This window comes from Mycobacterium shottsii (genome assembly GCF_010728525.1).
In the GTDB taxonomy this organism is placed as follows: Bacteria; Actinomycetota; Actinomycetes; order Mycobacteriales; family Mycobacteriaceae; genus Mycobacterium; species Mycobacterium marinum.
Window position 1 is genome coordinate 331,010 of the sequence record NZ_AP022572.1, and the last position, 22,309, is coordinate 353,318.

Below are 22,309 nucleotides of genomic sequence, written 5' to 3' on the forward strand. Positions count from 1 at the left end.
GGGATAACACCGCCGGTGGGCGCGTGCGATTAGCAGTCCGGAATGTATCTGTCATTCCCTGCGCCGTGGAGGTCGCAGATGTCTTTTCTCACCACAGCGCCCGAGTTTGTCAACGCGGCAGCTTCGGATCTGGCGAGCATCGGCACGGCAGTCAGTCAGGCCAACGCGGCCGCCCTTGCCCCGACGACGGGTGTGTTGGCCGCCGGCGCCGATGAGGTGTCGGCCGCCATCACGGCACTGTTCGGGGCACACGCCCAGACCTATCAGGCCCTGAGCGCTCAGGCGGCGACTTTTCATGCCCAGTTCGTGCAGCTCATGACCGCAAGCGCCGGACGGTATGCGACCGCCGAAGCCGCCGCCGCGTCGCCTCTGCAAACCCTGGAGCAGCAGCTTCTCGATGTGATCAATGCCCCCACCAACGCCCTGCTGGGACGCCCGCTGATCGGCAACGGGGCTAACGGGGCACCCGGGTCAGACGGCCAAGCGGGCGGGCTGCTGATCGGAAATGGCGGCGCCGGCGGCGGGGGCACCGCCGCACATCCCGCCGGCGGCAACGGCGGCGCGGCGGGGTTGTTTGGCAACGGCGGAGCCGGCGGACCCGCCAAGCCCAGCAGCAGCCAGGCCACTGGTGGCAACGGCGGGGCCGGCGGGTTGCTGTTCGGCAACGGCGGAGCCGGCGGCAGCGGGGGGTCCGGCCTCGGCGGCGACGGCGGAGCGACGCTGATCTCCGGCGACGGCGGGGCCGGCGGCGCCGGCGGCGCGGGTGGATTGATCGGTACCGGCGGCGCCGGCGGCCATGGCGGCACGACTCCGGCCGCCGGCGCGGGCGGCGCGGGTGGCGCCGGCGGAGCAGGCGGGATCCTGCTCGGCTCCGGCGGAGGCGGCGGTGGCGGCGGTAACGGGACCGGGGCCACCACCACCACCGGTGGCACCGGCGGGATCGGTGGCCACGGCGGTTTCTTCAACGGCAATGGCGGTACCGGCGGCGCCGGCGGATTCGGCCCCACCGGAGGGGCTGGCGGGGCCGGCGGGGCCGGCGGCACACTGTCCGGCTCCGGTGGGGACGGCGGCATCGGCGGGTACGGCGCCGGTGGAGACGGCGGCGGTGCCGGCGGGGCCGGCGGTGACGCGGGCTTGTTGATCGGCGACGGCGGTGCCGGCGGCTCGGGAGGACCCAACGGCGGCACTGATCCCGGCGGCACCGGCGGCAACGGCGGGCGTGCCGCGTTGCTCATCGGTTTCGGCGGGAACGGCGGCAACGGCGGGGTGGGGACGGCGACCACCGGCACCGGCGGCCAGGGCGGCGACGGCGGTCAGCTGATTGGCGTACCAGGCAACCCCGGCCTGCCGTAGCCACCGAGCACGGGGCGCGACAAGTGCCCGAGCAGACGCAAAATGGCACGCTTCCAGGCGGAAGCGTGCCATTTTGCGTCTGCTCGGCGTCTAGAGACCCTTCAGGATCTCCCGGGCCAGCACCGCGGTCTCCGACGGGGTCTTGCCGACCTGTACCCCGGCGGCCTCCAGGGCTTCTTTCTTGGCCGCCGCGGTGCCCGAGGAGCCGGACACGATGGCACCCGCGTGCCCCATGGTCTTGCCCTCCGGCGCGGTGAATCCCGCCACGTAACCGACAACCGGCTTGGACACGTTGGCCTTGATGAAGTCGGCCGCTCGCTCCTCGGCGTCCCCACCGATCTCGCCGATCATCACGATCAGCTTGGTGTCGGGATCCTTCTCGAACGCCTCGATGGCATCGATGTGGGTGGTACCGATCACTGGGTCGCCACCGATACCGATCGAGGTGGTGAAACCGAAATCGCGCAGCTCGAACATCATCTGGTAGGTCAGCGTGCCGGACTTGGAGACCAGCCCGACCGGGCCGGCGCCGCTGATGTTGGCCGGGGTGATGCCAACCAGCGCCTGCCCCGGGGTGATGATGCCCGGGCAGTTGGGCCCGATGATGCGGGTCTTGCCGCCCTTGCCCAGGTTGTAGGCCCAGGCATAGGCGGTGTCTTGCACCGGGATCCCCTCGGTGATGACCACCAGCAGCGGAATCTCGGCGTCAATGGCCTCGATGATCGCGTCCTTGGCGAACTTCGGCGGCACGAAGATGATCGAGACGTCGGCGCCGGTCTTTTCCATCGCCTCGGCGACACCGCCGAATACCGGCAGCTTGATTACCCGGCCACCCTTGTCCTCGTGCGTCACGGTGGTGCCCGCCTTGCGCGCGTTCACCCCGCCGACGATTTGGGTGCCGGCCTTGAGCATGCGCGCAGTGTGGACGGTCGCCTCGCTGCCGGTGATGCCCTGGACGATGACCTTGTTGTCCTTGTTCAAGAAGATCGACATTGTTCAAAGTCCTTTCAGGCGCTGGCCAGCTCAGCGGCCTTGTCGGCAGCCTCGTCCATCGTCGGCACCAGCGTCACCAGCGGGTGGTTGGCGTCGGTCAGGATGCTACGGCCCTCCTCCACGTTGTTGCCGTCGAGCCGGACCACCAGCGGCTTGTTCGCCTCGGCACCGAGGATTTCCAGAGCCTTGACGATCCCGGTGGCCACCGCATCGCATGAGGTGATGCCGCCGAACACGTTCACGAACACGCTCTTGACCTGTGAATCACCCAGCACGACATCCAGGCCGGCGGCCATCACCTCGGCCGAGGCGCCGCCACCGATGTCGAGGAAGTTGGCGGGCTTTACCCCACCGTGCTTCTCACCGGCGTAGGCAACCACGTCCAGGGTCGACATCACCAGGCCAGCACCGTTACCGATGATGCCGACCTGGCCGTCGAGCTTGACGTAGTTGAGGTCGTGTTCCTTGGCCTTGAGTTCCAGCGGATCGGTGGCCGCACGGTCTTCGAACTCGACGTGATCGGGGTGCCGGAAGTCGGCGTTGGCATCCAGGGTGACCTTGCCGTCCAACGCCAAAATCTGGTCGTCGGGGGTACGCACCAGCGGGTTGACCTCAACCAGGGTGGCATCCTCGCCGACGAACAGGTCCCACAGCTTGGAGATGGTTACCGCGGCAGCGTCGAGCACCTCGGCCGGCAGGTGGCCCTGTTCGGCGATGGAGCGGGCGAATGCCAGGTCAACGCCCTTGGCCGCATCCACCGGGACCTTGGCCAACCGATCGGGCTTGGTGGCGGCCACCTCCTCGATCTCCATGCCGCCCTCTACCGAGCACATCGCCAGGTAGGTGCGGTTGGCACGATCGAGCAAGAACGAGATGTAGTACTCCTCGGCGATGTCGCTAGCCTCAGCGACCAGCAACTTCTTGACCACGTGGCCCTTGATGTCCAAGCCGAGGATGTTGTTGGCGTGTTCGTAGGCGTCGTCGGGCGTGGCAGCGTACTTGACGCCACCGGCTTTGCCGCGACCGCCGATCTTGACCTGCGCTTTGACCATTACCGGATGACCGATTTCGGTGGCAATAGCCCGCGCGCCCTCGGCGGTGTCAGTCACCCGCCCCGGCGTAGTAGGTACATTGTGCTTGGCGAACAGGTCCTTCGCTTGATACTCGAATAGATCCATGGGCTCACTGTCTTCGCTCGACTTGCTAGACCAATAGGGAGGCGATACCAAGATTCGGCAACTCGCACGGTTGCAAACTGTATCTAGGCGCCAAATGAGCCCGGCGATCGCATCCACCGGTGTGGCGCAGATCACCGTAAATCCGCGGATCTAAACGTGATCTGACTCACATTTTGAGGCAGATTCCCAAACTGAGGTTGCCAGCTACCCCCGAGAGCGGATACCGTCTCAGGGTCCAGATAACGTTATGGTCACAAAACGAGGACATTTCAGCATTGTCCCAGCACAGATACGCCCGCACTGCCGTCGTTGGCAACCCTCGCACAGCCCGCGATCGTTGGCTCCAGCACCATCGCAACGAAGTCACCGAGATCATCCCACTGGATGGTTTCGACGAGCTCGACGAGCTAGAGCTCGCCGAGCTCGACGACTTGGACTTTGGTGATCTCGAGTTTGACACCGGTCGACAGCTCCTTCAAGCGCCCGAGCTTGACGATCTCGATGAGATCGACAATCTGATTCCGGCGTGGTTGGCAACCCCCAGCCCGGTACTGGTCAGCGCGACCAGCGAGGCTCTCCCCGAGCCAAGCGCTGCTGTCCCCCCGGCCACGAACGTCGCCCCGGCACCCCGCCGTGGTGGCCAGCACCGCAAGCAGTCCACCAGCGCGGCAAAGGGTCGAATCCTGATTGGGTCCATGGCCGCCGGTGCAGCCGCCGCCGCAGCGCATACCGTGACCCACCAATCCGACGTCACCAGCATGGACACCGTGCTGACCGCGAACGCATCGGCCCTTATCGGAGGCTCGAACAGCAACGAGGCCCGCGGGGTTCAGGTCATCGCAGCACAACCGGCGACCAATGTCGAGGCGCACAAGGCCGAGTTCGCTCGCGGTGTGGCCTTTGCCCAGGAACGCGCCCAACGCGAGGCTCGACTGCAACAGCCTCTTTACGTCATGCCCACCAAAGGCATTTTCACCTCCAACTTCGGCTACCGCTGGGGCGTACTGCACGCCGGGATCGACCTCGCCAACTCCATCGGAACCCCGATCTACGCGGTATCGGACGGCCTGGTGGTCGACGCGGGCCCCACCGCCGGCTACGGCATGTGGGTGAAAATCCGCCACGCCGACGGCACCGTGACGCTCTACGGGCACGTCAACACCACGCTGGTCAATGTTGGACAGCGGGTGATGGCCGGCGATCAGATCGCGACGATGGGCAACCGGGGCTTCTCCACGGGCCCGCATCTGCACTTCGAAGTTCTCCAGGGCGGCACTGAGCGGATAGACCCGGTGCCCTGGCTCGCCAAGCGCGGCCTGAACGTCGGCAACTACGCCGGCTGACCGTTGACCGCACCGGGCGACCCCGCTGCGAGCGAGACCACACCCGATCCGTCCCCGTCCGCCGACGAGCCACGGACCCGCATCATTCGGCGCGCGCCGACGGGACCACAACCGGTGATGACGGGCTCCGCGACCGCCAAGATTTCGCACCGCCCACCCTCCCTTGACGAGACTGCGCGGGCAGACCGGCTACCGCCGTTGCCCGACGGGCCGCCCGTCGAGCCAAGTTCGCGGACGGCGGTCGCAACCGCGGCCGTCAGCATCGTCAACGGATGGGCCACCTCGGTGGTTGCCACCGACCTGATCACCGGCTGGTGGCGCAGCGACCGCCTGTTCTGCATCGCGGTGGGATTTCTGGCGCTGGTCTTCGCGAGCTCCACCACCGCCGGGGTGATCATGCTGTTGCTACGCCGCCCGTTCGGGCGCTACCTGATCCTGGTGGGCGCCGTGGTTGCGGTATTGACATACGGTGGCGTGTTCATCGCCGGCGCTCGCGTCGCTTGGATCGTGCACGCCTTTCCGGTATTGCCGATCGCCAGCGCGGTGCTGGCGCTGCATCCCCAGACCAGGCGCTGGCTTTTCGACTAGCCGGCTCCGGCCGAATGTGTTCTCACTGAGACGATTTCGCAACTTTTTCGCAACGCGTTCAGGTTCGGCGAGTAGCCGCTAGAGCTTGGCGACCGGGGCGTGGTTATGCATCAGCTTCACCCGTCCCGAACTACCGAAGTCGATCAGCGACATCGCTGATTCGCCAACACCGGATACTTCCTCGACGCGGCCCAGACCGTACTTGTCGTGTGTGACGCGATCGCCGGGCTGCAGCACCAACAGCGGCCGCTTGCTCGTGCTCGTGCGGACGGGTGCCGACCGCGCAGTGCCAAACCGGCCGGCGCCACTCACGGGCGCGCTGAACGACGGCTTGGGCGCAAGGCGGCGCCAGTTGAGGAGTTCCTGAGGTATCTCCCGCAGGAACCGGGATTCGGGGTTGAGCATCGGCTGCCCCCACGAAGACCGGACGATGGCCCTACTCAGGTAGAGCCGTTGCCGGGCCCGGGTGATGCCGACGTAGGCCAGTCGCCGTTCTTCGGAGAGTTCGGTCGGATCATCCAGTGCCCGCATGTGCGGGAACATCCCGTCCTCCCACCCGGTCACGAACACCACCGGGAACTCCAGACCTTTGGCGGTGTGCAGGGTCATCAGGGTGACCACGCCCGCGCCATGCTCGGGAATACCGTCGGTGTCGGCGACCAGCGACACCCGTTCCAGAAAGGCCGCCAGCATGCCGGTGTCCGGCACATCCTCGGCATCCGGTTCGGGTTCGGCGGCATTTGCCAGGTCGGTGCTGAATTCGTGGGCAACGCTGACGAGTTCGTTGAGGTTGTCCAGCCGGGCCAGCTCCTGCGGGTCGGTGGAGGACTCCAGTTCGCGGCGGTATCCGGTGCGTTCCAGCACCGCCTCCACCAACTCACCGAGATCCCCCTCGGATGAGTCGAGGCGTCCTCGCAACTCGTCGAGCAACTCAACAAAGCCCGCGATCGCCTTCTCCGCACGGCTATTGAGCATCGGCACCTTGCCCTCGGCGGCGGCCACCAGAGCGTCGGAGAAGGCGGCGCCGGTGTTCTCCGCGTACACCGCCACACAGGCCTCGGCACGATCGCCGATGCCGCGGCGCGGCGTGTTGAGGATGCGCCGCATGCTGACCGCATCGCCGGGGTTGTCCAGCACCCGCAGGTAGGCGATGATGTCGCGAATCTCCTTGCGCTCGTAGAAGCGCACGCCGCCCACGACCTTGTAGGGAATGCCGGCGCGGATGAACACCTCTTCCAGCGACCGCGACGAATTGTTGGTGCGATAGAAGACCGCGACGTCGTTGTAGGTGATCTCGTCCCGCTCGGCCAGTGCGTCGATCTCTTCGGCGACGAACCTCGCCTCGTCGTGTTCGTTGTCGGCGACGTAGCCGACGATCAACTCCCCCGCGCCAGCATCGGTCCACAGCCGCTTCTCGCGACGTCCGGAGTTGCGCGAGATCACCGAGTTGGCCGCCGACAGGATGTTCTGTGTCGAGCGGTAATTCTGTTCCAGCAGAATCGTCGTGGCAACGGGATAGTCGCGTTCGAAGTCTTCGATGTTGCGAATGGTGGCGCCGCGAAACGCATAGATCGACTGATCGGCGTCGCCGACTACGCACAACTGCGCCGGGGGCACGTCCCCGGGCTCGTCGTCGCTGCCGCGACCAACCAGTTCCCGCACCAGGACGTATTGCGCGTGGTTGGTGTCTTGGTATTCGTCGACCAGAACGTGCCGAAACCGGCGCCGATAGTGCCCGGCGATCTCGGGAAAAGCTTGCAGAATGCCCACCGTCTCGCCGATGAGATCGTCAAAGTCCAGCGCATTGGCGGCCCGCAGGCGGCGCTGATATTCCGCGTAGACCGATGCGACGGTGCGCGCCAAGTCATCGGAATCCTCCGACAGATCCGACACCGCCCGATCCGGGTCGATCAATTCGTTTTTCAGATTGGAGATGGCATTGGCCAGCAGGCGCGGCGAGTATCGCTTGATGTCCAAGCCCATATCGCGCCCGATCATCTGCAGCAGCCGCCGTGAATCGTCTGCGTCATAGATCGAGAAGTTCGAGTTGAGGCCCTTGATCAGCGCCGCCTGGCTGCGCAGGATGCGCACGCAGGTCGAGTGGAAGGTGGACACCCACATGTACTTGGCCCGGCCGCCGACCAGGCTCACCACCCGTTCCCGCATCTCGGCGGCGGCCTTGTTGGTGAAGGTGATGGCCAGGATCTGACCGACCCCAACACCGCGGGCCGCGATCAGGTAGGCGATCCGCCTGGTCAGCACCGCCGTCTTGCCCGAGCCCGCGCCCGCCACAATCAGCAGCGGCGAGCCTTCGTGCACCACGGCCTGGCGCTGTTGTGGGTTGAGACCTTCCAGCAGTTGGTCGGCATCGGTCGCTTGAACAGTCATGTCCGCCCAAACTTACCGCCGCCCGCCGACGACTTGGCGCCGACGGGGTCCAACGCCCGGGCGAGCGTCTGGATTCGGGGTCAGTTCCCGAAGCCCGATTGCTGGTCGCCCTTGTTGAGGCCGCCGGAGCTGCTGGTGCCCGAGTTGGCGAAGCCCGAGTTGGCGGTTCCGGTCTGGATGAAACCGGAGTTGTCCGTGCCGGTGTTCATGACGCCCACGTTTCCGGCCCCGGTGCTATTCCAGAATCCGATGTTGAGGTTGGCCGAATTCCCGACTCCCACATCATTGGTGCCCGTGTTGAAGAAGCCGGTATTGGTGCCGCCGGTGTTCTGGAAACCCGTTTGGTTATTGCCCACATTTCCGAAACCCTCGCTCGACGTGCCGGTGTTCTGGAAGCCCGAGTTGTCGTTGCCGTCGTTGTTGAACCCCGAGTTTCCGCTGCCGGTATTCCCGAAGCCGGAGTTGGTCGCACCACTGTCGGTTGCGATACCGAAGCCGGTATTGACCTCACCGGAATTGCCGGCGCCGGTGTTCGTGCTGCCCGAGTTGAGGAACCCGGTGTTGTCCGAACCCGAGTTGCCGAAGCCCACGTTGGCACCGCCGGCGTTCTCATAGCCGACGTTTCCGGATCCCGCGTTGCCGAAGCCCATGTTGAAGCTGCCGGCGTTGCCGAGCCCGACATTGTCGTGACCGGCGTTCATGAAGCCGACGTCGCCGGCGCCGGAGTTGCCGACGCCCAAGCAGGTGTTGGCCGAGTTCGCCATGCCGGTGTTGAGCGAGGCGGCGTTGACGAACCCGGTGTTGAAACTGCCGGAGTTGCCAATGCCGGTGTTGGTGTCACCCGAGTTCCCTATGCCCCAGTTTCCGTCACCGGAGTTGAAGAAGCCGACGTTGTTGTTGCCCGAGTTCAACAAGCCAATGTTTCCGCTTCCGCCATTGAGTCCGTTGAAGTTGATGCCAACCTGATCGTTGCCGCTCAGGCCGATCCCAAAGTTGTTGTTGCCGGTGTTTCCGAAGCCCACGTTGCCACTGCCAAGGTTTCCGAAGCCCACGTTGTTGGCGCCCAGGTTGCCGAAACCCACGTTGCCGCTATTGGTGTTGCCGAAACCCAAGTTGTTGCTGCCGCGGTTCCCGTCACCAAAGTTGAAGCTCCCGAAATTTCCGCTACCGATGTTGTAGTTTCCGGTGTTACCGAATCCCTTGTTGCCACTGCCACTGTTCCCGCCGCCGATATTTGCGCCGCCGGTACTTTGGTAGTTCCCGAAGCCGATATTTCCGTTTCCGCGGTTACCGCTGCCGAATTTGTTCGACCCGATGTTCCCGCCGCCCAGATTGAAAAAGCCGTTATTGCCGTTGCCGAAGTTGACGTTGCCGCCCCGGTTTCCGCTGCCGAAGTTGAAGTTTCCGATGTTGCCGCCGCCGAAGTTGAGGTTGCCCGTGTTCCCGTTGCCCAGGTTCGCGATTCCGGTGTTGCCGAATCCGAGATTCCCGGCGCCGAGGTTGCCGATTGCCGCCAGCGGGCTCAGGGCAGGGACATTCTGCAGCAGCTGTTCCCACGGTGACAGCGCCGCCGCCACCGCCGACGCCCCCGAGTGGTAGCCGAACATGGCCGCGACGTCCTGCGCCCACATTTCCTCATAGGCGGCTTCGGCGGCCGCAATGGCCGGCGCGTTTTGACCGAAGATGTTCGACATCACCATCTGCACCAACGCATTTCGATTGGCCGCCACCGCGGCCGGCACCACCGTCGCCGCCCGCGCCGCCTCGAACGCGCTCGCCACCATCTTGGCCGCACCGGCCGCACCGACCGCCTGCGCCGCCGCCGCACTCAGCCAACTCGTGTAGGGCGCGACCGCAGCCGCCATTGCCGCCGATGCCGGGCCCTGCCACGCCTGCCCAACCAGCCCGGAGGTCACCGATGCGAACGAGTCCGCCGCCGACCCCAGCTCGCCGGCCAGGCCTTCCCACGCCGCCGCGGCCTGAAGCATCGGGGCAGAACCGGCGCCGGTAAACATTCGCAGGGAGTTGATCTCGGGAGGAAAAATCGAAAAGTTCATTGCCGCAGCCCTTCCCAATAGCGGTCTTAGCCAGGCTTCGAAGCTGAGCCGCCGACTCCCGGCCGCACCGAATTCGGAGCCTGCGAATATCCAAGCTCCTGGATCCGGGATCCGTGCGCTTTCCAGCGACCGGGCCATGATTCACAGGCAGTTCCCAGCAAGCGCGATCGCCGCAAACCGCGTGCGATTCGGCCACCGCCCCGGGCTCACATCCCATCCCCGTGATGCATCAAGTCAAGATGCCTGCGAAACCTGGTTCATGCATCAGGTAAGGAATGCCCGCGAAATCGGGGTCAGGTGGTGGTCTTGCTTTTGATGCGGATGCCGGCTTTGAGGGCGGGTAGAGCGGCGGGTATGGCGGCGGGGTAGAGCTGTTCGGTCTTGTCTTTGGCGAGTCTGAGCAGGGCGGCTTGCAGGTCGGCGATCTGGTGGGCGATCGCGGCGGGGTTGAGGCTGTTGCGGTAGGTGAGCAGCTCTGTTTGTTGGGCCGCTGAGAGGACTCCGGCGGCCAGCAGCCGGTCCAGGGGGGTCTGGGGCTTGTCGTAGAGCCGGCGGCGGTGACCGTCGCGGCTGCAGCCGTAGCTGATGGGTTTGATGGTGGGGGTCAGGTAGTTGAGCCGGTCGTTGACCAGGTGCCACAGCCGGTTGAGCACGGCGCGTTCTTCGTCGGTGTCGTAGCGGTAGTAGAACCCGTAGCGACGCACGAGGTGGTTGTTTTTGGACTCGATGGTGGCCTGGTCGTTCTTCTTGTAGGGTCGTGAGCGGGTGAAGAAGATCTCCATGTCCGCGGCCCACTTGATGACCGCCTTATTGAGGAATTCGGTGCCGTTGTCGAAGTCCAAACCCGTTACCTTATAGGGATTTTAGTAATTCCGGTTTTGAGGGCGCCCAGGATGTGGGGGTGGGCGTTGTTGCGCACCGTGCGGGTGAACACCCAGCCGATGTGCATGTCGGTGAGGTTGACCGTGCGGGCGAACTCACCTTTCAGTGTCGGGCCGCAGTGCGCCACGGTGTCGCCTTCGAAGAACCCCGGAGATTCTTCGGCCTCATCGCCTGCTTTGCAGATGGTGATCGAGGACCGCAGCAGCGGGGAGGGTTTCGTCGTCGACACACCCGAGATCTGGTCGCGGGCCTTGGCGCCGCGCAGGTAGCGGTCGATCGTGGCGCTGCTCATCGCCAACAGCTCGGCACGCACCGCCGGGCCGTAACGGTCACGGCCGTCCACCAGTTCGCCGTGGCGTTCTAGAGCATCCAACTGAAGTGCCATGGAAGCGGCCAGATACCGGCCGCACTGCCCGCCTGAGGCCGCCCACACCTTCTGCAACACCTTGAGCGCATCCTAGGAGTACTTCGGATTGCGTTGCCGGCGAGTCCGTTTGGCGACCTGCCGACCCGCTCCCGGCGGCGCGGCCGCCGCCCTCAACCGCCGCCGGGCGTTGTCACGCGACCAGCCGGTGACCGCCACCACCTGATCCAGAATCTGCCCCTTGCCCGCCTTCGGCGCCCCCACATACGCCCTGTCGAACTTCGCGGTGATCTCGGCCCGAGACGACATCGACAGCCCACTTCCCATGCCTGCCAAGGATCGACCGTTTCGCGGGCATTTTTACGTGATCCACCGAGGGCGCTTCACGGGCATTTTCGTGATGCTTGCCGCACTATAGCGGATGGGTAGGCCATCGCGCTAAAATGCACCACCACACATCGATGGCCGCCCAGGTAGCTCCGGGACGAGCGCGACCCATGGCGTCAGCCGGGCCGGCTACCCGATAGCGCTAACCACCAAACAGTTCTACGACCAGGTGTCGGATCCCGGTGTGCCGGTTACTGCGGGTCCATTCGACCGGCTGGCCAACCAGCACGGCACCAAACCGGCCGAGCAGCTCCTCGAACAACACGCGCAGCTCCAGCCGGGCCAGATTGGCCCCCAGACAATAGTGAACGCCTTGTCCGAATCCCAAGTGCGGGTTCGGCTTTCGCGTGATGTCGAACTCGTCGGCGTGGTCGAATATCCGGGCATCGCGGTTGGCGGAGCCTTCCCAGATCTGCACCTTCTGCCCGGCCTCGATCGAGCACCCGGCCAAGGTGACGTCACGGGTGGCGGTACGCCGTTTGGACGGAGACGGCGACGTCCAGCGCACCATCTCCTCGACCGCCGTCGGTAACAAGTCGAGATCGCCACGCAGCGCGCGCAGTTGTTCTGGATGCTCGGCCAGCGCCAGCAGCCCACCCGCCACCGCGTTGCGTGTCGTCTCCGCCCCAGCGCTGAACAGCAGGCTGAAGAACAGGTACAGCTCGAGATCGGACAGGGCCGGCTCATCTCCCCCGTCCACCATTGCGTTGGCCACCACGGACAGCATGTCGTCGGTGGGCGCGGCACGCTTGGATGCGATCAGCTCCTGGCCGTAGGAGTACATCCGCGACGCGGCCTCCTCGGCCGTCTGCGCGACCGACAGCTGCGAAACCGCCGCCTTGCGCGAACCACCGAAATCGAACTGGGGCTCAATGGCCTCGAATAGCCAATGACGTTCGGATTCAGGCACTCCCAGCAGGATGCAGATCATCTGCATCGGCAGTTCCGCGGCCACGTCCACCAGGAAGTCGAAAGGTTCACCCGGCACCACCGCGTCCAGGAGCAGCCGGGTCCGGGCACGCAGGTCGTCCTCCACCCGGCGAATCATCCGCGGTGTCAACCCGGAGCTGACCAGCCGCCGAATCTGCGCATGCCGCGGGTCATCCATCATGTTGAGCACCTGTCCCGCGATGGCCAGGTCCTGCAACAAGGTGCCGCCAAAGGGGCGCTGCCCGCCGGTGACCGAGGAGTACGTCACCGGGTCACGAAGCACCTCGAGAGTTTCCGGGTACGTGGCCACCGACCAGAAGCCTTCTCCGTCGGGGGTGTTGTCGGTCGGCTCGTGCCAGTACACCGGGGCTTCGCGGCGATGGATCGCGAACAGCTCGTGCGGGAAACCGGCGGCGAAGTTGTCCAGATCGGTGAAGTCGATCTTGGAGAGCACGCCGCCGGATGTCACAGAATTGCCCCCGGAGCGTACTTGGCCGCCTCCGGGTAGCGACCCACCAGAGCGTCTACTTGGGCGGCTACCTGGTCAACCTGGTCGGCCGCGGCACCGGTGAATGCCGCCTTGTCGGCCAGCGCCGCGTCCAGTGCCGCGCGATCCAGCGGCAGCCGCGGATCGGCGGCCAACCGATCCAGCAAGTCGGGTTCGGCCCCATGTTCACGCATGGCCAGGGCCGTGGCCACCGCGTGTTCACGGATCACGTGATGGGCCGACTCCCGCCCCATACCGGCGCGCACCGCCGCCATCAGCACCTTGGTGGTGGCCAGGAACGGCAAGTAGCGATCCAGCTCACGCGCGATCACCGCCGGATAGGCTCCGAACTCGTCCAGCACCGTCAGGAATGTCTCGGTCTGACCGTCAATGGCAAAGAAGCTGTCCGGCAACACGACTCGACGCACCACCGAGCAGAACACGTCGCCCTCGTTCCACTGCGCACCGGTGAGCTCGGCGGCCATGGAAGCGTATCCGCGCAGCACCACCTGAAGCCCATTGACGCGTTCGCAACTGCGGGTGTTCATCTTGTGCGGCATCGCCGACGAACCGACCTGCCCCGGCGCGAAGCCTTCGGTGACCAGCTCGTGGCCGGCCATCAGCCTGATGGTGTGTGCCAACGAGGAAGGGCCCGCGCCCAGCTGCACCAGCGCGGAGACCACGTCGTGGTCCAGCGAACGCGGGTAGACCTGCCCCACACTGGTCAACACCGTCGAGAAACCCAGGAAGTCGGCCACCCGCTGTTCGAGGTCGGTCAACTTGGCCGAGTCGCCGTCCAGCAGATCGAGCATGTCCTGGGCGGTGCCCATCGGGCCCTTGATCCCGCGCAGCGGGTAGCGGTCGATCAACTCCCGCAACCGGACCAGGGCAATCAGTGTCTCTTGGGCCGCCGAGGCGAATCTCTTGCCCAGCGTGGTGGCCTGCGCTGCGACGTTGTGGCTGCGCCCGGCCATCACCAGATCGCGGTAGGCCACCGCCCGCTCGGCGAGCCGTGCCGCCACCGCCACCCCGTGAGCGAAGGTCAGGTCCAGCGACTGCCGGATCTGCAGCTGCTCCACGTTCTCGGTCAAGTCCCGGCTGGTCATCCCCTTGTGCACGTGCTCGTGGCCGGCGAGGGCGTTGAATTCCTCGATGCGGGCCTTCACGTCGTGGCGCAGCACCCGCTCGCGGGACGCGATCGAGTCCAGGTCCACGTCATCGATCACCCGCTCGTAGTCGGCGATCGCGTCGGCAGGAACAGCGGTGCCCTTTGCGCCTAACTCCCGCTGCGCCCGCAGCACCGCCAGCCAGAGCCGCCGCTCGGCCACCACCTTGGCCTGCGGCGACCAGATCGCAACCATCTCGGCGCTGGCGTAGCGGGCGGCCAGGACGTTGGGAACGCTCACTTGGTCCTCACGAAGACACAGCTTACGGTCGAGCCTTCCGGGCAGGTCCAGATCCCGGATGTGGGCGACCGGTCGGCAACGTTGGGGCACCCGGATGAGGCCGCCATACCCTGGCCAGGTGTACTTCGCCGGTGTGGATCTGGCCTGGGCCGGTCGCAATCCGACCGGCGTCGCGGTGCTCGACTCGGACGGTCGCCTGGTCTGCGCCGGCGCGGTCCGCGAGGACGCCGCCGTGCTCGCGGCGCTACAGCCCCATCTGCGGGGCGCTTGCCGGGTCGCCTTCGACGCGCCGCTGGTGGTGGCCAACGCTACCGGCCAGCGGCCGGCCGAGACCGCGCTCAACCACGACTTTCGCAAGTTCGAGGCGGGCGCGCATCCAGCCAACACGGGAAAACCCGAGTTTGCCCACCGTCCGCGCGCCGCACGCCTGGCCGACTCCCTGGGCCTTGACATCGACCCCTTCTCCCCGGCTTCCCGGCGCGCCATCGAGGTCTATCCACACGCGGCCACGGTGGCCCTGTTTCGGCTGCCGCGCACCTTGAAATACAAGGCCAAACCGGGCCGCAGCGTCGATCGGCTCAGATCGGAGCTGCTGCGACTGATGGACGAGGTCGAAGCGCTGCGCACCGCGCCGGTGCCGCTGCAGGTGACCGGGAACCAGGACTGGCTCTCGTTGCGCCGGCAGGTGGTGACCGCGCAGCGCAAGTGCGAGCTGCGCCGCGCCGAAGACCCGGTCGATGCCGTCGTGTGCGCCTATGTGGCGTTGTACGCCGAACGACGCCCCGCCGACATCACCGTCTACGGAGACCTCACCAGCGGTTACATCCTGACGCCGACCCTGCCGGCCGGCCTGACCCCGGCGCCTACAGCCAGGCGCTAGACCTGAACCGGCCGCTGATCGACCGGCGCCAGCACGTCGATCAGATCGACCACCGTCGCCAGCGCCGCGGCACGCGGATCCCGCCCCTCTACCAGGGCGGACACCACCGAGCCGTCGACCGCGCAGATCAATGTGCACACCAGTTCGATGCGCACGGAACGCCCGGATCGTTCGATGGCCTCGGCGACCGCCTCAGCACGCTGACGCAAGCTGCGACGCATGCTTTCGCGCAACGCCGGCAGGCGGGTACAAGCGATATTGCGCTCATATCGCGATATCAGCTGCTCAGCGAGCCCAGGACTGGAGACATCCCCCACCAGGAGGTCAGCAAGCACGTCAGCGGTGGTTTCAGGGCCCCGACGCCGCCGCGACAGCGCGTTGACCCTGGCCCGTAATTGCGCCACCTCGATCATCCCGACGTGTTCGACCGCCCGGGCGATCAAATCGTCCAGGGAAGAGAAGTAGTAAGTGGTCGACGCCAGCGGCAGTCCAGCCCGCCGCGCGACCGCCCGGTGGCGCACCGCTTCGAACCCACCCTCGCCAAGCAGCTCGGCGGCGGCACTTACCAACGCATACCGCCGACGTTCTCCTTTTGGAGTAACAGCTGCCGTCACGCCCACACATGCTGCCAGCAAAAGTGGTACTGCATTGCCATTTTCGCCAAACGTCCATGGCATGATGGCCCGCATGCCAGACCTCAGCCGCCGCGCCGTGCTCGGTCTCAGCGCCAGCGCTACCCTTGGCGCGGTCGGCGCATATGCACTCGACATGGCGCTTTTGCCGCGGACTTCGCGTGCCGCGCCCGCGCCGCCGATTGGCACAAACGTTCCATTGGCTCCGGCACGGCCGCTCGATCCGCCCCAGCCCGCGCAGGCGGCTCCGACGATGACCACCGGCTCGTTTGTGTCAGCGGCTCGAGGCGGGATCACGACGAACTGGGCGATCGCCCGCCCGCCCGGTCAGACCCAGCCGCTGCGGCCGGTGCTCGCGCTGCACGGTAAGGGCAGTGACGCGGCCACCGTGATGGCCGGCGGGGTCGAGCAGGGGCTCGCCCAGGCCGTCAACGCCGGGTTGCCGCCGTTCGCGGTGGTGGCCGTCGACGGCGGGGGTAGCTACTGGCACAAGCGAGCGTCCGGGGAGGACTCCGGTGCCATGGTGCTCGACGAACTCATCCCGATGCTGGATTCCCAGCGCCTGGGCACCTCACGGGTGGCCTTCCTCGGCTGGTCGATGGGCGGCTACGGCGCATTGCTACTGGGCGGACGGCTCGGCCCGGCCCGCACCGCGGCGATCTGTGCGGTGAGCCCGGCGCTGTGGACCTCGGCCGGCGCGGCCGCACCGGGAGCCTTCGACGGGGCCGCCGACTACGCGGCCAACTCGGTATGGGGCATGCCGGCACTCGGCTCGATCCCGATCCGAGTGGATTGTGGCGACAGCGATCCGTTCTACAGCGCTACCAAGCAGTTCATCGCTCAACTTCCGAATCCGCCCGCGGGCGGATTCTCCCCGGGCGGGCACAACGGCGGATTCTGGAGCTCGCAATTGCCCGCGGAGCTAACCTGGATGGCGCCACTGCTGGTGGCGTAGCCCCGGCGCCCGCCGGGAGCCGGCCACCTCAATTGAGCCCGCCGCAGCTACGTGCAACGATCCGGCGATGACCTCATCTGCCGGATCCGCCTCCCCCTTCGGCTGGACCTTTCCGTACGCATGGCCGCACACGCCCATCCTGGCCGCCAACGCCGTGTGCACCTCACAGCCGCTGGCCGCCCAAGCCGGTCTTCGGATGCTTGCCGAAGGCGGGAACGCCGTCGACGCCGCTATCGCCACCGCCATCACCCTCACCCTGGTGGAACCGGTGTCCAACGGCATCGGCTCGGACGCCTTCGCCATCGTCTGGGACGGCCAACAGCTGCATGGGCTCAACGCATCGGGCCGCTCGCCTGCGGCGTGGACGCCAGAATACTTCTGCGGCAAGGACGTTCCGATACTCGGCTGGAATTCGGTGACCGTTCCGGGCGCCGTATCGGCATGGGTGGACCTGCACACCAAGTTCGGCAAGCTGCCCTTTGAACGGCTCTTCGGTCCCGCTATCACCTATGGCCGCAACGGCTTTCTGGTATCACCAAAGGTATCCGCACAATGGCAGGCTCAAGTGGCCCTGTTCGCGGACCAGCCCGGATTCGCTGAGGCGTTCCTGCCCGGCGGTCGAGCGCCGAAGCCCGGCGAGCTGTTCACCTTTCCCGACCACGCGGACACACTCGAGAAGATCGCCGCCAGCACGGGGGCAGCGTTTTACCGAGGCGAGCTGGCCGACAAGATGGAAGCGCACGCGAGGGCCAATGACGCAGCGCTGCGCGCCAGCGATCTGGCCGCGCACCGCACCGACTGGGTCGGCACCATCAGCACCAACTATCGCCACTACACCATCCACGAGATTCCGCCCAACGGCCAGGGCATCGTGGCACTGATCGCGCTCGGGATCCTCGACCAGTTCGACATATCCTGTTATCCAGTCGATTCCGCCGACAGCGTGCACCTGCAGATCGAGGCGCTGAAGCTGGCTTTCAGCGATGCCCAGCACCAGCTGGCCGATATCGACCACATGACGGTGGGGCCCGAGCAGCTCCTCGACAAGGAATACCTCAGAGGGCGGGCGGCACTGATCGACCTCAAACAGGCAAAGCCAGCTTCGGCCGGGACCCCCAAAGGGGGGACCATCTATCTCACGGCAGCCGATGCCGACGGCTTGATGGTATCGATGATCCAGTCGAACTATATGGGGTTCGGTTCCGGCGTGGTGGTGCCCGGAACAGGGATATCACTGCAAAACAGGGGATCGGGTTTTGTTGCAACACCAGGACACCCGAACCAGGTCGGACCCCGAAAACGCCCCTACCAAACCATCATTCCCGGTTTTGTCACCAAGGACGGCGCCCCGGTACTCAGCTTCGGCGTGATGGGCGCCCAAATGCAGCCCCAAGGACATGTACAGATGATGGTCCGCATCGCCGACTACGGCCAGAATCCGCAAGCGGCATGTGACGGTCCCCGATTCCGATGGGTCCAGGGATTGAAAGTCAGCTGCGAGAAGGGCTTTCCACCGTCGACGCTGGACGAGTTGCGCCGGCGTGGCCACGATCTGGTTACCGTCGAGGACTACAACGAGTTCGGTAGCTGCCAAGCGATTTGGCGGCTCGAGCATGGCTACCTGGCCGCCAGTGACCCACGCCGAGACGGTCAGGCCGCCGCCTTCTGACCACGGCCGTCGATTTGCATCGTCATTCCACATTCACTGGCGCACGTCCAATCGAAATGTCGTCCGATCTTGGTTTGGTCCGAGCAACTCGCACCAAAAATTAGAAACCACCATCTCGCCCTAAACCAATCTTGCCGACAGCAAATGTCGTTAGCTGGGATGTTTTTTCGGCCGAGAAGGAGGCCGGATTGGCGCGATCTCGAGACCGAATGCCGATTCTTTTCCATCCCAACCAGCAATCGGTCCGCGGACAAGCCGCATGCGGACGGTCAACCGGGCCCGGACCAGGCGCGCAGCAGGATCGCGGTTGATTCACGGCGGCGGCGCCGACGCATCTGGCCGACGACTGGCAAACATCCGGCAGCGAGCGACCAGCCGCCATTTGTCGCGATTCCAACACCACCAGTCAAGCGCGCCCCAAAAGATGACCGTTGCTACTCTGAGCCGGTGAATCGCCCAGTGATCCTCGATGAGTCCGATGCTAGCGATCGGCGTACGTTGGCGGAGTTGCGCGCCGATCCACATATCGAGGTGATCGACAGATGGGACGAGCAGAAGGCCAATGCCCAAAGTGTGCTACCCCCGCTGGCCCCGGAAATTATGGCCGAATCCAAGCGATGGGCGTTTTATCCCTGGCGCAAAACGGTGGTCAGCATCCTCGGCCCCAGATCTTTTCGGGCGCTGCGGCTGGATCGCAACCGGAACCTGATCACCGGCTCCGAACAGGATCGACTCGGGCGGCTCAAGATCGGCGTGGTGGGCCTGAGCGTGGGGCATGCCGTCGCACACATGCTGGCCACCCAAGGACTGTGCGGCACGCTGCGGCTTGCCGACTTCGACACCCTCGAGGTTTCCAACCTCAACCGGGTACCGGCAACGGTTTTCGACCTGGGAGTGAACAAGGCGACGGTGGCGGCTCGGCGCATCGCCGAACTCGATCCCTACCTCCCCGTGGAGGTCAACACGTCCGGGCTGTCCGCCGAGGCCATGGACGCGTTCCTGGACGGCCTCGACATACTCGTCGAGGAATGCGACTCGCTCGACATGAAGTTTGGGGTCCGCCTCGCCGCCCGGGCACGACACATTCCGGTGCTGATGGCAACCAGCGACCGGGGCCTGGTGGACATCGAACGGTTCGACATGGATCCGTCGCGCCCCATCCTGCACGGACTGTTGGGCGATATCGACCTCGACGAGCTGCCGGGCTTGTCCAATCGAGAGAAGCTCCCCTATATCCTCCGGCTGTTCGACATCCAGGGACTATCCACCCGGTCCGCGGCCTCGCTGGTCGAGATCGAGCAAACCCTGGCAACCTGGCCGCAGTTGGCCAGCGAGGTCTCGCTCGGGGCGACCGCGGTCTGTGAAGCCGTGCGCCGCATCGGGTTGAACGAGCCGCTTGCATCGGGCCGGGTGCGCATCGACGTCGGGCAGGCGCTCGATCGGGTTGCCGAACCCGCCCCGCATGACGAATCCAGCCCGTCGGGCGCGGACTGTGCGATGGCCGCCGAACCACCGGAGTCAGCCGCGCACCTCATCGTCGCGGCCGCGGCCAATCGGGCGCCGTCGGCCGCCAATAATCAGCCCTGGCATATCGAGACCGACCCGAATTCGGTGACCATCGAGCTCTCGACCGAGCACGTCGCGACGTTGGACGTCGACTACCGCGCTAGCGCCGTCGCCGTCGGCGCCGCGTGGTTCAACGCCCGAGTTGCCGCGGCCAAACACGGAGTACTTGGACCTGCCGACATCGCCGGGCACGGGCATCGGCTGTCGGCCGTGGTCAAGCTTGCCGACGGCGGCGACCCCAACCTGGCCCGCCTCTATGAGCCGATGTGGCTGCGGGAAACCAATCGTCATCGGGGTGCCGCTGTCGCACTCGAGGACGGGGTTGTGGCGTCCCTGGAGGCGGTGGCCACGGCCGAGGGCGCTCGGCTGCAGTTGTTGACCGGTGCAGACGAGATCGCGGACGTGGCGTCGATTTTCGCCGCCTCAGACCGCGTTCGGTACCTGACCCAGCACATGCACGCCGAGATGTTGTCGGAGATCCGTTGGCCAACCACCGATTCCATGGAGCCGGGTATCGACATGCGCAGCCTGGAGATGGACCGCTGGGAGCTGACCGGCTTTCACATCGCCAGACGCCCGGACGTGATACGTAAGCTCGCCGAGTGGGAGGCCGGCGCGGGCCTCGGCAACTACACGCGCGCCCGCATCTGTGCCAGCTCGGGCTTCGGCGTGGTGTCCATTCAAGGCGATACTCTGGCCGACTACGCGCGCGGCGGCTCGGCCATGGAGGCGGTGTGGATCACCGCACAACACCTCGGACTGGCGGTGCAGCCCCTGGCTCCGGTGTTCCTCTACGCGCGCAACGACGACGAACTACGTGGGTTGTCACCCGATTTCGCCGCGCACCTGGGTTCCCTCCAAGAGCGGCTGCGGGCGCTGACGCACACCAGAGCCGACGAGTCACACGTGCTGCTGTTCAGGTTCTCGCATGCCCCGAAAACATCGGTGCGCAGTCTGCGGCGCGGCCTGGGCACCGTTTCGGCCGCAGCGATGACGGGCTCGGGCTAGTTTCGACCAGCGATTCTTGCGCCGGGTGCTAGCCCTGCCTGGCGACGATCACGGGTGCGCGGACCGCGTGTACCACCGCCGTGCTGACCGACCCGAGCAACATCCCGGAGAATCCTCCGCGCCCATGGCTGCCGACAACCACAAGCTGGGCGGACTCCGCGTGCTCGATCAGGTGCTGGGTGGCACGGTTGACCACGACGACTCGACGGACCACCACGTCTGGATAGCGTTCCCGCCAGCCGACCAATCGCTCGGCCAGCGTTTCGTCGGCCGCCGCTTGCAGCTCCGACCACGACGTCCTGGTGGTGCCGGTCCAGTCCCGATTCGCCGCCGCGGGGACCTCGGCATCGGTCCAGGCGTGTAGCGCGACCAGTTCCGCACCCCGCCAGGAGGCCTCGTCGAAAGCGATGGCGGTGGCAAGCTACGACGCCGGCGAGCCATCGATGCCGACCACAACCGGCCCCTCAACCGGTGGCGGGACTTCGCTGGGTACCACCGCGACCGGGCAGTGGGCGTGATGGACCAGCCCGGTGCTGACCGAGCCCAGCAGCATGCGCTTCACCAACCCCTGACCGCGACTGCCCACCACCACCAGGTCGGCTTTCCTGGACAGCTCGACGAGCGCTGGAACGGGTGACTGCGAACTGAGCTCATGGATGATGCGCAGACGATGGTCGTCGGTGGCGTCCTTGACGATCTGCACCGCGTCGGCCAGAACCTGCTGGGCCCGCGTGTCCAGTTGCTGCAGAAGTTCATCGGGAGCCGGGTCACCGAACCATTCGGCCTTGGGCGCAGCGTCCGGCACGTAGGCCGCAGCATGCACCACGGTCAGTGCCACGTTGCGCATCGTGGCCTCCTGGACGGCCCATTTCAGCGCCGCATCGGAGCCGGGCGAGCCGTCGATGCCGATGACGATTCCCGGATCCACTACCTCGCCGCCCATTCCGCCGCCTCATCCCTTGGAAGCTCCGCTGCCTAGGTTCGACGCTAGAACCCGGTGGCGCGGTCGTCAGGAGGCATTCGTCCCAACCATTAGGGACCAAACGACCTTTCACTTCGGCCCCGCGATGCCGGCACACCGCGTGACAACGGTGCCGCGAACCAGCGCCACGATGTTGCTCGCTGGTCGTCCGGCTGGCGGCGGCACCCGGCCATCAGGTAAGACTTTTCAATGAACCGGTGATGGCTTCATGGTAAACGGAACGTGAACTCCCTAGACTAATCCCAGGCCAGCGCTGAGCCG

17 protein-coding genes and 1 pseudogene are annotated in these 22,309 nt (G+C 65.9%); 7 read left to right on the forward strand and 11 right to left on the reverse strand.

Annotation, left to right across the window (positions count from 1 at the left end; all coding sequences use genetic code 11):
* Window positions 1–78: 78 nt before the first annotated feature.
* Window positions 79–1,353 (forward strand): PE family protein, encoded by a 1,275-nt coding sequence (locus G6N41_RS01570; RefSeq protein ID WP_198966386.1) that lies wholly within the window; start codon window positions 79–81, stop codon window positions 1,351–1,353.
* Between the two features lie 90 nt (window positions 1,354–1,443).
* On the opposite strand, the gene sucD is transcribed toward G6N41_RS01570, so the two are convergent.
* Window positions 1,444–2,346: a succinate--CoA ligase subunit alpha gene (gene sucD / locus G6N41_RS01575; protein ID WP_198966387.1), complete on the reverse strand. Its 903-nt coding sequence runs from the start codon at window positions 2,344–2,346 to the stop codon at window positions 1,444–1,446.
* Between the two features lie 14 nt (window positions 2,347–2,360).
* On the reverse strand, window positions 2,361–3,524 hold the full coding sequence (gene sucC / locus G6N41_RS01580) for an ADP-forming succinate--CoA ligase subunit beta (protein ID WP_198966388.1): 1,164 nt from the start codon (window positions 3,522–3,524) through the stop codon (window positions 2,361–2,363).
* Window positions 3,525–3,799: 275 nt separating this feature from the next.
* On the opposite strand from sucC, the gene G6N41_RS01585 reads away from it, so the two are divergent.
* Both G6N41_RS01585 and G6N41_RS01590 read left to right on the forward strand, forming a co-directional pair.
* Entirely contained in the window at window positions 3,800–4,867 is a 1,068-nt protein-coding gene (locus tag G6N41_RS01585) for a M23 family metallopeptidase (RefSeq protein WP_198966389.1), read from the forward strand.
* Between the two features lie 3 nt (window positions 4,868–4,870).
* On the forward strand, window positions 4,871–5,455 hold the full coding sequence (locus G6N41_RS01590; protein ID WP_198966390.1) for a hypothetical protein: 585 nt from the start codon (window positions 4,871–4,873) through the stop codon (window positions 5,453–5,455).
* Window positions 5,456–5,533: 78 nt separating this feature from the next.
* On the opposite strand, the gene pcrA is transcribed toward G6N41_RS01590, so the two are convergent.
* The 7 genes from pcrA to purB form a co-directional block, all read right to left on the reverse strand.
* Window positions 5,534–7,843 carry a DNA helicase PcrA gene (gene pcrA, locus G6N41_RS01595; protein WP_198966391.1) on the reverse strand — a complete coding sequence of 770 codons (2,310 nt, stop codon included), beginning with the start codon at window positions 7,841–7,843 and terminating at the stop codon, window positions 5,534–5,536.
* An 80-nt stretch (window positions 7,844–7,923) separates the two neighbouring features.
* Window positions 7,924–9,900 (reverse strand): PPE family protein, encoded by a 1,977-nt coding sequence (locus G6N41_RS01600; RefSeq protein ID WP_198966392.1) that lies wholly within the window; start codon window positions 9,898–9,900, stop codon window positions 7,924–7,926.
* Window positions 9,901–10,193: 293 nt separating this feature from the next.
* Window positions 10,194–10,742, reverse strand: coding sequence for a hypothetical protein (locus G6N41_RS01605; RefSeq protein ID WP_231608575.1), 549 nt, complete (start codon window positions 10,740–10,742; stop codon window positions 10,194–10,196).
* A 5-nt stretch (window positions 10,743–10,747) separates the two neighbouring features.
* Window positions 10,748–11,167: a hypothetical protein gene (locus G6N41_RS01610; RefSeq protein WP_198913147.1), complete on the reverse strand. Its 420-nt coding sequence runs from the start codon at window positions 11,165–11,167 to the stop codon at window positions 10,748–10,750.
* 72 nt (window positions 11,168–11,239) lie between these two features.
* Window positions 11,240–11,455, reverse strand: a complete 216-nt coding sequence (locus G6N41_RS01615; protein WP_198968083.1) for a hypothetical protein — start codon at window positions 11,453–11,455, stop codon at window positions 11,240–11,242.
* A gap of 220 nt (window positions 11,456–11,675) precedes the next feature.
* Complete coding sequence (locus tag G6N41_RS01620) at window positions 11,676–12,932, reverse strand: cytochrome P450 (protein ID WP_038580888.1); 1,257 nt, start codon at window positions 12,930–12,932, stop codon at window positions 11,676–11,678.
* Window positions 12,929–14,356 carry an adenylosuccinate lyase gene (gene purB / locus G6N41_RS01625; protein ID WP_198966393.1) on the reverse strand — a complete coding sequence of 476 codons (1,428 nt, stop codon included), beginning with the start codon at window positions 14,354–14,356 and terminating at the stop codon, window positions 12,929–12,931. Before purB ends, G6N41_RS01620 begins: the two co-directional genes overlap by 4 nt.
* 118 nt (window positions 14,357–14,474) lie before the next feature.
* On the opposite strand from purB, the gene G6N41_RS01630 reads away from it, so the two are divergent.
* Window positions 14,475–15,236: a DUF429 domain-containing protein gene (locus G6N41_RS01630; protein ID WP_198966394.1), complete on the forward strand. Its 762-nt coding sequence runs from the start codon at window positions 14,475–14,477 to the stop codon at window positions 15,234–15,236.
* Here the strand turns inward: G6N41_RS01630 and G6N41_RS01635 are convergent.
* Window positions 15,233–15,856, reverse strand: coding sequence for a TetR/AcrR family transcriptional regulator (locus G6N41_RS01635; RefSeq protein WP_198967681.1), 624 nt, complete (start codon window positions 15,854–15,856; stop codon window positions 15,233–15,235). The two genes, G6N41_RS01630 and G6N41_RS01635, sit on opposite strands and share 4 nt — an antisense overlap.
* 55 nt (window positions 15,857–15,911) lie before the next feature.
* On the opposite strand from G6N41_RS01635, the gene G6N41_RS01640 reads away from it, so the two are divergent.
* From G6N41_RS01640 to G6N41_RS01650, 3 genes are all read left to right on the forward strand, one after another.
* On the forward strand, window positions 15,912–16,823 hold the full coding sequence (locus tag G6N41_RS01640; RefSeq protein WP_198966395.1) for an alpha/beta hydrolase-fold protein: 912 nt from the start codon (window positions 15,912–15,914) through the stop codon (window positions 16,821–16,823).
* Window positions 16,824–16,890: 67 nt separating this feature from the next.
* The gene (locus G6N41_RS01645; protein ID WP_198966396.1) at window positions 16,891–18,492 is read left to right on the forward strand and encodes a gamma-glutamyltransferase family protein; all 1,602 of its coding nucleotides are present in this window, start codon (window positions 16,891–16,893) and stop codon (window positions 18,490–18,492) included.
* Between the two features lie 459 nt (window positions 18,493–18,951).
* Window positions 18,952–21,066: an Rv1355c family protein gene (locus G6N41_RS01650; RefSeq protein WP_407663766.1), complete on the forward strand. Its 2,115-nt coding sequence runs from the start codon at window positions 18,952–18,954 to the stop codon at window positions 21,064–21,066.
* Window positions 21,067–21,094: 28 nt separating this feature from the next.
* Here the strand turns inward: G6N41_RS01650 and G6N41_RS01655 are convergent.
* Window positions 21,095–22,009: pseudogene (locus G6N41_RS01655) on the reverse strand (universal stress protein).
* Between the last annotated feature and the right edge of the window lie 300 nt (window positions 22,010–22,309).

What these genes read in the sequence shown, in the direction of transcription:
- pcrA (WP_198966391.1), bottom strand. Translation starts at nt 7,843, where the DNA reads ATGACTGTTCAAGCGACCGATGCCGACCAACTGCTGGAAGGTCTCAAC.
- G6N41_RS01645 (WP_198966396.1), top strand. Translation starts at nt 16,891, where the DNA reads ATGACCTCATCTGCCGGATCCGCCTCCCCCTTCGGCTGGACCTTTCCG.
- G6N41_RS01615 (WP_198968083.1), bottom strand. Translation starts at nt 11,455, where the DNA reads ATGTCGTCTCGGGCCGAGATCACCGCGAAGTTCGACAGGGCGTATGTG.
- sucD (WP_198966387.1), bottom strand. Translation starts at nt 2,346, where the DNA reads ATGTCGATCTTCTTGAACAAGGACAACAAGGTCATCGTCCAGGGCATC.
- G6N41_RS01600 (WP_198966392.1), bottom strand. Translation starts at nt 9,900, where the DNA reads ATGAACTTTTCGATTTTTCCTCCCGAGATCAACTCCCTGCGAATGTTT.
- G6N41_RS01640 (WP_198966395.1), top strand. Translation starts at nt 15,912, where the DNA reads ATGATGGCCCGCATGCCAGACCTCAGCCGCCGCGCCGTGCTCGGTCTC.
- G6N41_RS01610 (WP_198913147.1), bottom strand. Translation starts at nt 11,167, where the DNA reads ATGGCACTTCAGTTGGATGCTCTAGAACGCCACGGCGAACTGGTGGAC.
- G6N41_RS01570 (WP_198966386.1), top strand. Translation starts at nt 79, where the DNA reads ATGTCTTTTCTCACCACAGCGCCCGAGTTTGTCAACGCGGCAGCTTCG.
- sucC (WP_198966388.1), bottom strand. Translation starts at nt 3,524, where the DNA reads ATGGATCTATTCGAGTATCAAGCGAAGGACCTGTTCGCCAAGCACAAT.